At 49.8% G+C, this 12,134-nt stretch carries 17 protein-coding genes and 1 pseudogene; 10 read left to right on the top strand and 8 right to left on the bottom strand.

From position 1 onward, the window contains the following. The first annotated feature begins 32 nt into the window (after nt 1-32). The 6 genes from M4I36_RS00135 (at nt 33) to M4I36_RS00110 (ending at nt 3,841) form a co-directional block, all read left to right on the top strand. Complete coding sequence (locus M4I36_RS00135) at nt 33-683, top strand: HlyD family secretion protein (RefSeq protein WP_258109570.1); 651 nt, start codon at nt 33-35, stop codon at nt 681-683. Nucleotides 684-754: 71 nt separating this feature from the next. Then, nucleotides 755-1,084 carry a tRNA-binding protein gene (locus M4I36_RS00130; protein ID WP_258109672.1) on the top strand — a complete coding sequence of 110 codons (330 nt, stop codon included), beginning with the start codon at nt 755-757 and terminating at the stop codon, nt 1,082-1,084. A 149-nt stretch (nt 1,085-1,233) separates the two neighbouring features. Then, complete coding sequence (locus tag M4I36_RS00125; protein ID WP_258109569.1) at nt 1,234-1,839, top strand: CPBP family intramembrane glutamic endopeptidase; 606 nt, start codon at nt 1,234-1,236, stop codon at nt 1,837-1,839. A gap of 95 nt (nt 1,840-1,934) precedes the next feature. Then, complete coding sequence (locus M4I36_RS00120; protein WP_308660914.1) at nt 1,935-2,351, top strand: DUF1284 domain-containing protein; 417 nt, start codon at nt 1,935-1,937, stop codon at nt 2,349-2,351. Between the two features lie 828 nt (nt 2,352-3,179). Then, on the top strand, nt 3,180-3,452 hold the full coding sequence (locus M4I36_RS00115) for an AbrB/MazE/SpoVT family DNA-binding domain-containing protein (RefSeq protein ID WP_258109568.1): 273 nt from the start codon (nt 3,180-3,182) through the stop codon (nt 3,450-3,452). After that, nucleotides 3,449-3,841, top strand: coding sequence for a hypothetical protein (locus tag M4I36_RS00110; protein ID WP_258109567.1), 393 nt, complete (start codon nt 3,449-3,451; stop codon nt 3,839-3,841). The genes M4I36_RS00115 and M4I36_RS00110 overlap by 4 nt, the downstream gene beginning before the upstream one ends. A gap of 261 nt (nt 3,842-4,102) precedes the next feature. Here M4I36_RS00110 and M4I36_RS00105 read toward each other — a convergent pair whose 3' ends face one another. From M4I36_RS00105 to M4I36_RS00080, 6 genes and pseudogenes are all read right to left on the bottom strand, one after another. After that, complete coding sequence (locus tag M4I36_RS00105; RefSeq protein WP_258109566.1) at nt 4,103-4,726, bottom strand: hypothetical protein; 624 nt, start codon at nt 4,724-4,726, stop codon at nt 4,103-4,105. Nucleotides 4,727-4,733: 7 nt separating this feature from the next. Beyond that, nucleotides 4,734-5,394: pseudogene (locus tag M4I36_RS16960) on the bottom strand (transposase); the annotation flags it as partial. Between the two features lie 158 nt (nt 5,395-5,552). Beyond that, nucleotides 5,553-6,104 carry a short-chain dehydrogenase gene (locus M4I36_RS00090; RefSeq protein ID WP_258109563.1) on the bottom strand — a complete coding sequence of 184 codons (552 nt, stop codon included), beginning with the start codon at nt 6,102-6,104 and terminating at the stop codon, nt 5,553-5,555. 106 nt (nt 6,105-6,210) lie between these two features. Then, complete coding sequence (locus M4I36_RS16750; protein ID WP_374984997.1) at nt 6,211-6,492, bottom strand: CPBP family intramembrane glutamic endopeptidase; 282 nt, start codon at nt 6,490-6,492, stop codon at nt 6,211-6,213. A 378-nt stretch (nt 6,493-6,870) separates the two neighbouring features. Then, on the bottom strand, nt 6,871-8,001 hold the full coding sequence (locus M4I36_RS00085) for an IS91 family transposase (RefSeq protein ID WP_258109562.1): 1,131 nt from the start codon (nt 7,999-8,001) through the stop codon (nt 6,871-6,873). Beyond that, nucleotides 7,994-8,848 (bottom strand): tyrosine-type recombinase/integrase, encoded by an 855-nt coding sequence (locus tag M4I36_RS00080; protein ID WP_258109561.1) that lies wholly within the window; start codon nt 8,846-8,848, stop codon nt 7,994-7,996. Before M4I36_RS00080 ends, M4I36_RS00085 begins: the two co-directional genes overlap by 8 nt. Before the next feature lie 206 nt (nt 8,849-9,054). Between M4I36_RS00080 and M4I36_RS00075 the strand changes: the two genes are divergently transcribed. From M4I36_RS00075 to M4I36_RS00065, 4 genes are all read left to right on the top strand, one after another. Further along, nucleotides 9,055-9,654 (top strand): Mu transposase C-terminal domain-containing protein, encoded by a 600-nt coding sequence (locus M4I36_RS00075; RefSeq protein ID WP_258109560.1) that lies wholly within the window; start codon nt 9,055-9,057, stop codon nt 9,652-9,654. Next, nucleotides 9,651-10,448: an ExeA family protein gene (locus tag M4I36_RS00070; RefSeq protein ID WP_258109559.1), complete on the top strand. Its 798-nt coding sequence runs from the start codon at nt 9,651-9,653 to the stop codon at nt 10,446-10,448. The genes M4I36_RS00075 and M4I36_RS00070 overlap by 4 nt, the downstream gene beginning before the upstream one ends. Next, nucleotides 10,427-10,687: a DUF5348 domain-containing protein gene (locus tag M4I36_RS16745; RefSeq protein WP_374984994.1), complete on the top strand. Its 261-nt coding sequence runs from the start codon at nt 10,427-10,429 to the stop codon at nt 10,685-10,687. The genes M4I36_RS00070 and M4I36_RS16745 overlap by 22 nt, the downstream gene beginning before the upstream one ends. Nucleotides 10,688-10,829: 142 nt before the next feature. Continuing rightward, the gene (locus M4I36_RS00065; protein WP_258109558.1) at nt 10,830-11,150 is read left to right on the top strand and encodes a hypothetical protein; all 321 of its coding nucleotides are present in this window, start codon (nt 10,830-10,832) and stop codon (nt 11,148-11,150) included. A gap of 144 nt (nt 11,151-11,294) precedes the next feature. Here the strand turns inward: M4I36_RS00065 and M4I36_RS00060 are convergent, their stop codons facing one another. Both M4I36_RS00060 and M4I36_RS00055 read right to left on the bottom strand, forming a co-directional pair. Further along, nucleotides 11,295-11,513, bottom strand: a complete 219-nt coding sequence (locus M4I36_RS00060) for a hypothetical protein (RefSeq protein ID WP_258109557.1) — start codon at nt 11,511-11,513, stop codon at nt 11,295-11,297. 88 nt (nt 11,514-11,601) lie between these two features. After that, the coding region (locus M4I36_RS00055) for a hypothetical protein (RefSeq protein ID WP_374984991.1) at nt 11,602-12,134 on the bottom strand (533 nt) is incomplete at its 5' end.

Here is a 12,134-nt window from a genome sequence, read left to right as displayed (position 1 = left end):
GTCTAAACTAAACAAGGAGGTACCACCTCTCTATGAGTGCTCGACGCCTTTTTATTGTCAATGTAATCATCTTACTTGTGATTGTCATCGCGGGGTTCGTTGGATATTACTTTTATAACCAATCGACACTCTATCTGACAACCGACGACGCATCCGTCAGTGGCACTCAAATTGTCATTGCTGCGCCAACTTCCGGGAAGTTAGTCAACTGGAATGGAACTTTCAGTCGTTCATTCAATGAGGGTGACACCGTTGGCGACATAGACATGATGCAAGGCGACAAAAAAGTGGACTTTCCTATTCCCATGCCACAGGATGGCACCATTGTTCAAAACGATGCCGTTGACAACGAGTTTGTAGCCCCCGGTACGCCACTCGCATACGCCTATAACATGCATCATCTGTATGTGACCGCAAACATTAAGGAAACTCAGATCAGCGACATTAAGGTAGGTCAAAATGTAGACATCTACGTGGATGCATTCCCGGGTATCACGATTAAAGGCACGGTCAGTGAAATCGGACTGGCGACAGCAAGCACATTTTCTTTACTCCCTACTCAGAGTACAACTGCCGATTTCACAAAAGTGACGCAAGTGATTCCTGTGAGAATCAGCTTGCAAGGATATCAGGGCATTGGGCTAACACCTGGAATGAGCGCGACTGTCAAAATTGACAAATGAGTTCTGACTCGTTAGTCTAAAGGAATCATCATACGGGGGGTGTTGAGGTGAATCGTGACTCATCACCTCCCGTGCTTTCTAAAGAGGATTTGTTCCGTGTAGACATAAGAGTTGGTACGATACTTGATGCACGCATATTTCCCGAAGCAAGAAAGCCTGCCTATCAACTTCAGATTGACTTTGGACCGCTGGGCATTAAGACATCCAGTGCGCAGATAACGAAACGTTACCGTCTTGAAGATATTATCGGACGACAAATTATTGCGGTGGTCAATTTGCGACCGATGAGAATCGCAAATTATACATCGGAAGTCCTCGTTCTAGGTGGAGTCCCCGAAGAAGGGGACGTAGTCCTGCTCAACGCAGACATGCCTCTGCCGAATGGAACCAAGATTTCCTGATTAAGTACTATCGAGTTGAAATTTTCCTTTCGTAAGTTCTCCGGTTAATCGGAAAAAGACGCCAAGAGGACGTTCTTTAGGACCGCTAACGGGTCATGCAATGTGTTGTCTCATGCACTTTCTCTGGGAGAAAGGAAAGCGCTGCTACCGTGTTGACTCTTCTGCAGCTCGTCACAGGAACTGCCTGTGGTGCCCTATTGATTTTATTAGTCACTGGTATTCTCTATTTTAGTAAAAGCATTTCTGTTTCGAGGCCCGGTTCAATTAAGCCCAGCCCATATCGTTGGATGACGCATCCGCTACCTTTGTTCATCTTCGCAGCCCTAGAAGAACTGTTTGCACGAGCGTTTCTCATCGGCTGGCTACAAAAATTAACTGGATTAGACATTGCATTTGCAATATCGGTTATTGTTTTTACGCTACTTCATGTTCCAAATCGCAAGCCAACGGTCATCTCGATACTCAATCTGGTCGCAATCTCTGTGCTATTTGGGGATATCTACTTGCAATACGGCCTATGGGCGGTCGTCGGAGTTCACTACGGATGGAATCTCACTCAATGGACTCTTCTTGGCTATCCGATGTATGGGAATTCGGTGGGACGTGTGACCGAAATATCCCCCTCGAATACGGTGCCTCAGTGGCTCCATGGGGGAGATTGTGGACCTGAGTTCAGCGCCATTGCACTAGTAGTGATTGTCTCTGCACTGTCTTTTATTTATACCCATGGTACGATAGGCAAGCTTCTCGTATAGAGACAGTGACAGACTTCTCTCAGGTGCGTGTAAAGACCGCTTCCAACCGAAGCCCCCAAACAGAGAGACAATCTTATTCCTGAGGAGTGCGCTAAATGTATTCTCTCCGCGGACATCATCTACTGTGCCTGTTAGGCTACGAGGGAATGGGCTACTCGAAAGAATATGCGGACAACATGACATTTCTTCATCAATCTTTGCGCAAACACCCAGAACAGGATATTTCCATCGTGGAAGGGCCTGACGATTTGTGCGCACACTTCCCACCAAACGTCCCTCATCATTGCACAGATACGAACGTCGCTCAACGCGATCGTGCTATTTTAGAAAAACTCGACCTACGTGTTGGAACTACTCTGCCATGGAGCGACATTCTGCGCAGAATATCGTCGCACATCCACTCGACTCAGCTTCCTGCCATCTGCTCGACATGCCCATGGCTGTCGTACGGAACATGCCAACGAGGTTTACAACGAGTGAATCAGGGCGAGGAACCGCTGATAGAATTGTAAAAAGACGTTTCACCCTCTGAACCCACGTTCGTGATAGTGTTCTCAATCCGATTCATGCGACAACTAAAGTACTCACATTGGCCGGGCGGCCCGTGAACTGTATTACGGGTCTGTTTCGAATCGTTCGCCCGCGACGTCCCGTATGTAAAGCGAGCCAAGTAGTCGTGGCGGGAGTGGGCGATATGGAGCAATCTAAGTTGACTGGATTTGTATGAACACGCGCTAGCTCTCTTGTGCTGTGGGACTCTCGGGGGCAAAGATGAAGTGCCCAGCGAGAGCAGCGGAAGTGCGTCGGTAAATAGCGCGATCAGACGTGTGGGAGATGCGTCATCGGGCGGAATAGCCCAAGCCCTTGCGCTCGAAGGCAAAGGACATCGGTATCGGATTGTGACGGTTAAATGGAATTGTAGCGCAGCCTACCAACATGGATGACCACCGTACTATGAACAGAGGTTGTGTCGATACAATCCATAGGCACAATGGCTTGGCATCGATAGACATACATACATTCTGTAGGATGACAAATGTCTTTTATTTCATCTGCATATCGAGTACGATGCAACACCATGCATCTTACGTTCAAGCGCTCATTGGTACGACATCGTGAAATCTTCGTACCAACACCCACGCTCAGCAATTCGCACAAAGGACAGCAGAATTCCAGGGGACTTTTAGCTCTCTTTTTAACTATTGATAATTTAAAGGTATCGCTAGTCATGTTGTAGTGTCTGTTTTTTCTGGTATCTCCGTTTTGACGGACCGATCGCTTCCGGATTCGTATGATATACTTCAAGGAGACTTCTCAATCTGCCTGCGGAGGCGAATCTCATGTTGTCGATCGTACGGCTCTCGCCACGCTATCAACTCACCTTACCGCAAGAAGTTCGACAGGCGCTCGGATGCGAAGTCAGCGATCGCATTGCGTTTCGCTCGGATGTATCCGGACGCATCTACATCGAGAACATGAAGGCGATCGACATCGCTTCGGTGCGCGGTTTACTTCGTGCGGAAGAAAATATGTTGACTGACGGTCACGACTTAGTCCGTACAGAAGACCTTTCGCAGAATCATTCGCTCCTGAAAGGAGACTCATCTAAGTGAACAACAAAATTCTCACTGCCGACATCATTGTAGACTTCCTGCTGGACGGTGCCAGTGCCGCGGTCCTGGAGAATGAACTACAATCTGCAGAAAACGGTCAGCCAAAGTTGTGGGTCGATTCGGTGGCCATCTCCGAGTGCTATCGCCTGCTGGAGTTGGTCGATCCGGTTCTCTCTCCTCGGACGATTGCAGACGCCCTCGCCCGATTCCTCATCCTCCCCGGCATCCGAAGCACAGAACGAGAGGCGTTGCTCAATGCGCTCGACGAGTATGGCCGAACGGATCGCTCGTTTCCGGAAGCTTGGTGGAACCAGCAGGCCGCGCTTGCCGCTGCCACGCCGTTGTCTGCGACGGTGCACATGGAGGATGAGATGGAGCGTACGGTGTGACGAGACCGACAGAGGCCATATCCTCCTACCCCACGCTCGCAGAAAGCTTGATAATCGAATCAGCGTCGTGAGCGGTTCACAAAAAAGGCAGGTGAGATTGGGGAAAGACATAGCGTGAGACAAGCGAGGTTCCCCTGCCCTGTCCAGATTCTTTGACCCACTATACTTGACAATGGAGTCAACTTTAAGATTTCGCGAAGATTTCGCGTCCAAAGACCGAAACCCTTGTATTTACTAGACCTTTCAACCATTCAGCGAACCCTAGTTAGATAAAGATATTTTCCACTTATATCCGTTCCACGTTGAATTAATGAACAATCTTTTTTGCAAAAATAAGCTCGCATAATAAATCGGCACATACGTCGTATTTACACCGCTAAACGGGTCTTTTGCGACCAATTTGGGAGATCTTAAGAAGCCATCTACATCTGATTCGATAGAAAACTGCATTTCCCCTAATGGTATGGATCCCGAAATTAAAGTACCAGTCAAATTGACTTTCTGTTTCTTGGGAATATATGAAATGTACAGATTATCTCCATTAACCCACTTTGTTTGAATCCTAACTGAATTTAAAACCTCTTGCAAATAAAATACAGGAACCCAGCTTGTTGCCTTTCCCGACCAAGGGTCGTTGGAAACAATGTGCACAGTATCTATCGTTAAATGTCCGGAAATTGTCATTTTCGTTTTTGCATAATGAATAATTGGGGCTTGGGTCCCGACTGCTGGCGTTGTGTGACTACCTGTTGTGGCCAGATTCCCAGCAGAAGGTGTTGTGTGAGAATTGGAATTGGATGCCGCATAGACAGTCATTGGCGATAGGATTTGCGTAACAACACCCCCAACCACAATCATCGCATATTTATACAGCTTTAGCTTCACTTGAGAATCATCCTCCCTCAAAACAGATCACCAGTTGCCCTAAGATCTGACCCCAGTTCGCCACTCGCATAGTCCACTTGCGCGTCACTTCCATCGTCGGCAGGTACAGCATTTTCGTCAGCGCTTCATCGTTCGGGAAAATACTCTTGCCCTTCGTCGCCTTGCGTAACTGCCAGTGGTATACTTCGATGATATTCGTCGTATACATCACCCGCCGCATCTCCACAGGATAGCGGTAAAACGTCGCGAGCTCGGCCCAATTCTCTCGCCATGTGCGCACAGACAGGGGGTACTTCTTGCCCCATTCCTGCTCAAACCGATTCAGTTCCAAGAGTCGGTGCCTTTTGCATCGAATTCAGAGAGGCAGTGAGTTCTTTGTAGTCCTTATAGGTAGCCCTGCTTTGTACGGCCCCCTGTTTGCGCACTTTGTCATGACACGATCGAACACATCGTCTGCAAGGGCCGACTCTGACACTCCTGAACGCATGGCAACAATCTGTCCGTCAAAATTGCGACAAGGGAGGCGAGATGTCGACACCGTGAATCTGGTGCAGATGAGCTCCTATATCTCGCGTACTGACACCGCGCGCATACAGGGCGATCACCTGGTCTTCCATGCTGGGCATTGGTCTTTGGTGCTTCTTAACGATGACGCAATCAAACTCGCCTCACCGATCTCGTGAGAGAGCAAATGATGCCGTCGGTCAGATTCTACGTCTTTACCGAACTTCAAAACTACTTCGAGCGACCCCTACAGTGATTTTGTCATAGCCTCTTTGCAGTGTCTAAAGCAAAGCAATCGTTCGTACACTTGTCTTTCGCCTGCTTACCTTGGTCGTTCCTCCCATGGTTCGACTGTACCGACGATCGTTCGCTCCTGATCATGTTGGATCGCTTCAATAACGCCGGTACATATTTCGCGATGGGTTAGCCATCTCGAGCCACCGTCTTCACATATGAATCCGAGAACGACTTCCCGATACCCACAATTCGGCGGCAGGGCTGGTGGATTGGGTTCTATATGGGCCGTACTTCCTCGCACGTGAAACAGCCGCCACGGCACTTTCGTATTTCTGTCAATCTCATCTGCAATCACTTGAAATGCGTCGGGGGCATCCGAATGAATCCAGAATACGGCTAGTTCAATCGGCCCGCGTAAACGTATTGCTTGTTGGATGCATCGTTCTAAGTCATTGGAATTTAAATAGTTGGTGCCAACCGGATGAATCCGGGCAGCCGCTGAAAGCGCATCGTAAAGGAGAGACTTCCATCGAGGGGAATGTATTCTGGCAATGACCGAAACCTCATGTCCCTGATTGGCCAACCATAGGGACACCTCCTTCAACATGCCAGTCCCTCCGACAACCAGTACGTGCATCAGATAACCCCCTTCCTAAAGGCGCCACGAATGATTACGCTCTGTCACATCAGTCTGATATCCCCATAGTGGTTCTGGTGTAATAACACGCAGACTGCTAAGACGGTTAGATGAATCCCGGAGATGATGCTGGGGCCGTCCATAGGATTGAACGTCCAAGCCCAACAATTATGCTAAACACAAGACCAAACAATAATGCCTGACCGAGTGCAATAAAGTACCCCTGTAAAAACGGTTTTTGCTCTCCAACGAGAACAAACTCTGCCCAGTGGAATACGGCAAACAAAACCGAGACGATCAGTACAGCCCACACAATACCCAATCGATCTTTGAATACCCCTGTCAAACATCTCCGAAAAATCCATTCCTCAGAATATCCAGCAATCATGTTTGAGCTATGGTTTTGCGATCCGCTTACCTCAGCGACCGTACAGCAACGACTCTTTCGCCTTACTCTTTTCGCTTTTGTCTGCCTTTTGACGTCCTCGTTGGCGGTATTAAGAAGCATTATGAATAGAGAATTATCGAAAATCGAGTAAAAGAGGTGACATTCCGTGAAGGAATGCCGATTTTGGATAATTCTATTGGACTAAACTGCGGTCGCCAGCCACTATGGGGAAAGAATCAGGCTTATGGTGTCTTGGTAAGCCGATGTTACAGGTTCAGTGAGTGAAGCTAATTGGCGTGAAACAGGCGGTGATTGGCCATAGAATATGGCCAGCGGGTACAGTTTCCCCCTCCCCAATCAAGAGGCGCTCAAACGAGACTATGCAATTCCTTGTTCTGGTGAAGCTCTGAGATGACCCATACCGCAACAAGGACAAACGGTGAAATCTCTGCCCGTCAGCTTCTCCAAGAATTCCAGCGCGGATAACTTGGCGATTGGACTGGTTCTTATGACGGTCTTCGTGAGCCTTTTACACAATTTCAGCTTGGTCGCTTTGTTTCTGGGACTGAGTAGCCCGTAGTGCCGGATCCTCGTGAACCCGGTCGGCAATACATGAACCAAAAAACGACGAATGAATTCATCCGCGGTCAGACGCATCTCTTTCTGTTGGTTGTTATCTCTGTAGTCACGCCACTTGAACGTCACCATACCATCTTTTAAATTGACAATACGCTGATTGGAAATGGCCACGCGGTGGGTGTAGCGTCCGAGATATTCCACAACGTATCCAGCATTTTTGAAGGGCGGTTTGCAGTAGACCACCCAATCCTTTTGGTATAAGGTGGACATCCAATCCTGAAATCGACTCTGCTCTTGCAAATGCACAATGGAGCCGTAAAATTCAAGTTTGGCCTGTTTCAAATAATGCAGGAACTTACCTCTGAATTTCCGAGACAACACCTTCACGGGAATGAAAAATTTCTTTCGCGAGTTCACCCACCTTCCATTAGAAGTCAGCCCGCCACCGGACACAATGCAGTGCAGATGAGGATGGTGCATCAAGTTTTGCCCCCATGTATGGAGGACGCCTGTGAAGCCAATTTGCGCGCCCAAATATTTGGGGTCAGCGGAGAGTTCGGATAGAGTTTCTGCCGCCGCCTTGAAGAGAAGGCCATAGACGGTCTTGGGATTTTGATACGCAACGGAATTGAGTAGGTCAGGTAGGGTAAACACCACATGAAAATAGCCCACATTGAGCAAGTCGTCTTTTCGAGCCTCAATCCAACGTTCCTTAGTGAGCGTTTGGCATTTGGGACAATGACGATTGCGACACGAATTGTAAGAGACCCGCACGAATCCGCATTCGTCACATTCATCCACATGTCCACCTAACGCAGCGGTTCTACAGTTTCGAATCGCGCGGATCACTTTCTGCTGGTCCGGTGGAAGACGGTGTTCGACTTGATACGCTTCTCCATGCTGTGCAAAGATGTCTTGTAATTCAGGCATGTGAAGAAACCTCAAACCGAGCGTCTGTAGAGTGATTATCCAGCGGACTGGCGACGCCAGATGGCATATTCGCTAGATGCAAATAGATTGTTGTGGACTGAACATTGGCATGTCCCAGCAATGATTTGATCTGCAATAGTGTGGCGCCGTCTTCCAGTAGGTGAGTTGCAAAGGAGTGTCTCAGCGTGTGGATGGACGCTTGTTTCCTGATGTTCGTTCTTTTGACCGCCTCATTGAAAGCATACTCGATTCCTGCAGAGGTTATATGGGATACATTGTATGTGCCAAGAAACAGCCAGCCTTCGGGGTGCGCTGGCCTGTACGCCTTCCAGTACTCCCGTAACACGCTTAGACAAGTTCCTGAGAGTAGAGTGTAACGATCCTTGCCACCCTTACCGTTTTGCACAAACAAGCGCATGTTTTTCGAATCAATATGGTGGATTTTGAGAGCTGCGGCCTCGCTGACTCGCAGCCCTGAACTATAGACCACTGTCAACATGGCCCTATGCTTGAGGTTTCGGCAGCCTTCCAGAATGGAAAATACTTCATCTTTCGTGAACACTTCAGGCAGGGTCTTGCGCTTCTTCTGACGAGGGATTTGGAGGTAGTTTAATGTACGGTTCAAGGTGACAGCAAAGAGAAAACGAATCGCAGCGCTATAGACGTTGACGGTTCCAGGCGACACCTTCTTTTCATGGATTAAATGCAGCAGAAATCGGCGGATGTCTTCTGTATTCAGTTGGTCTATCGGTCGGTGGCCACAAAACTCCAGGAATATCCTCGCGTGCGTGGTATAGCTCTCTAGCGTATTCGGCGATAACCCCCGGAGCCGAATATCTTCTGCCAACCGTTTTAACACTTGTTGTCTTTGTTCGTCCATCTGGCATTCTCCTCAAGATTCATTTGCAGTCGAAATAGGGCTGCATAGCGCGAATCCTAAGGGAATTTCGGATGCAAGGAAAGTAACTTCAGTGGACACAGGTTAATGCATGGCACGGTTTCTTACCACCGCGCAGCGGTTTAGTCCAACCGCGCATATGTGAATCTCCACATATGCGCGGGAAATTAGAAAAATTCTTCGGTTATATGGAACGCTCGTTTCGGCCGGAAGCTGAGCTCTGTGTGCAACGCGGGACAATTTCGAATCTCGACGATTTGAACCACTACTTTGCTGCGTGGTTAGAAAAAATGTACCACCAACGCGTCCACAGCACACTGAAAAAGCGGCCAGTTGTGGTCATGGAATCCCATGGCCCCCTGCGCCTCGTTGACCCAGTCGTTCTTGAGGATGCGTTTCAGTGGACGTATTCCGCCAAAGTGGACAAAACAGCATGTATTCGGGTGCAAGGCAACACTTATGAGGTTGAACCGATTTTGGTCAGTCAGACCATTTCTCTTCGTTACGACCCTTACAACCTTGCCCACATCCAAGTCTGGTGGGATGGCAAGCAATATGCAGATGCTGTCCCTCTCAAGCTGCGCCGTCACACCGACAAACGTGTAACCCAGGCTGATGCAAAGACGGAGGAACCAACCGTAAAACCGGGCATCTCTTTCCTTGAAACCATTTCTACGCGGAGAGAGCAGGAACGAAAAGAGAGGTTAGGCCGGACGTCATTTGTGCGCACGACCAAAGAAGGTGAACGGACATGATGACTGAGTTCTTTCGTTTTACAAGAGAACCGTTTGACCGGGATATCCCTGTTGAGGATTTGGTGTTGTTTCACAACCACAATGAACTCTGTGCGAGGCTCATGTACGCAGCAGAACACCGCCAAATTGCTTTGGTCACTGGCGACACCGGTACTGGTAAAACAACAGCAATCCGTGCGGTCATGAAACGAATGGATGACAGCCGGTACCGATTTCTGTACATTGCCAACGCAGGACTGACACCAAAGACTCTATACCGTGTCATCCTAGAACGCCTACAGATTCAACCAAAATTCCGGCAGGTGGACAACCAGGTACTCACTCACCAGGTTCTCGAAGAGAGCTACCAGAAAGGTCGCCAAGTTGTCATTGTCGTAGACGAGGCTCAAGACTTAGATCCACAGATGCTCGCTGAATTTCGGTTCCTGAACAACTTTAAAGCAGACTCATTTTCTCCGATTTCCCTTTGGTTGGTGGGCCAGAGCGAACTGCGGGAAACAATGAAGCTTCGAATTCTTTCTGCTCTGTCGGGGCGTATTCAAATCCGTTACCACATGACTGGACTCACTGAATCCGAGGTTCATGACTATATCTCAAAACAGTTAGCCTGTGTTGGCGAAGAGAAAATGATCTTTTCCGCAGATGCAGTGAAACTGATTGCGAAGACGAGTCAGGGGAATCCGCGAATGATGAATACGTTGTGCCGTGGTGCGCTACTGGACGCAGCAACCCGTGAAGAACAGGTTGTCGATACAAGCCACGTGGAACGGGCATGGATGGAGGTGAATGGCTAATGAAAGGGCATCTTGAGTTCAGCCCACTTTTCGGACGATGGTATTTCATGAACGAGGAGACGGAGTGTCCTCTACACTGTGGCTATGCCGTAGAATTACGAGTGGGAGACAGATACTACCCTGGGAGAATGGAGTTCTGTGACGAGGGCTGGTATGTAATCCTTCAGGAGGACCCACGTAGACGCGTATCTTTCGTGCTAAAACGTAAGTGTACCTATGCAGCCAGACTTCCGTGGTAGCCGTTCAACAAAACATCCCTGTGGCCTGCCGCAAGCAGGCCTTTTCTGTCTTTACCGTCACTTCGCTCAGAATGCACGGTGATTCCAGATGTCATTGTCATCTGGAATTTCACCGACAAACAATCTGAGCGGGGACAGTGCGATGGGCCTTGTTTCTGTGTCGAATTCTGTCGAGATTGGTCATGTTTTCTGGAAGCGTTGCAGAATTCTTCTGGTTCGGTACCATGGCCTCGATGTCGAACCGAAAGGCAGGTTGCCCGTGAGTCCGTTGCCGAGCACCGATACGATTCTAACGATTCTGCGCACCTTTTCCGACGCTGCTCTCGAAGACCTGCTCTGCATCTTGCAGTACACCTTGACCCACGAGGACGGACGTTTCCCCCGAAGCGATGCCGAAGTCCTGTACCCGTTTCTTCTCGCCGAACTGGAGAAGCGAGGCATCCCGGTGGAGGACGACGTCTGAGTGCCGTGTGGTACACTGGATGTGCCGTGGCGGACCACCCTAGACACAACACACCCTGCGGAACGCACATACGCCACGGCTTCCCCATACGTCGCCCCTATACCGATGCAGACAGCCCTTCGCACAGTTCTGCGACACCGCGCTTCATCCCAATCGTTTTCCATCACTATCCCCGGACAGCGACATCGGAGCGGACATAGGTACGCCATCTACGCCCCCTCGCTCCACAAAGGCGTAGACACGCCGGACGCGTAGGCGTGCTTGGGGTTGCTGCGCTTTCCAGGCTCTGCGACGTTCTCTCGCTTCGGCCAACTCCACCTCTTCCCGTATCGTTCGCATCACCGCTTGGACCAGTCGGTACACGTGCATCCGGTCCAGGTAGTCGCTGCGACGTTCTCTACATGGAGCGTATCACGTGGGTTGACGATAAAAGCGCCAAGTTTACGTCAATTTATAGGGAGTCGGGAAAGGGCTTGTAGAAATTGTCATAGCGGGGATCTCGGACTCCCGAGACCGCGGCCGTGGGGCGACCTGCGAGGGCGGACACGGGCATGGTTTTGACGAGTTCCTTGGCATAGTTCTCTTTGAGAATGTCCGCCACATAGGCGAAGCTGCGGATACGCCTTGGTTCTTTGTGCGTTCGAAAGACGTCGCGAATGCCCTCGACGATGAATTCGAGGGGGATGCCGCTGTCAAGCATGGGCTTGAGCACGACGTAGTCGCCCCGCTGCGTGCGATAGGCGTAGTTGTCCATGGCCACTTGCATGGCCCGGTCGACCTCGGCGTAGGGGTCTCGCGCCTCGATGGACGTCTTGGCAGGCAACGACGGCACCGTCCGCATCGGTCGTTCCTCGGGTTCCTCCAGACACAGCGAAGCCCGTATCTGGTCTGGTCCGACGTAGGACCCATCGATCACGCGTTGGCTCTGCAGAAAGTCCAAGCGCCCGATGAGATACTCATGCTCCCATCCGGTGTCCGTGCGAA

The organism is Alicyclobacillus sp. SP_1 (assembly GCF_024706985.1).
In the GTDB taxonomy this organism is placed as follows: Bacteria; Bacillota; Bacilli; order Alicyclobacillales; family Alicyclobacillaceae; genus Alicyclobacillus_I.
This window is presented reverse-complemented; position numbering and strand designations above follow the sequence as displayed.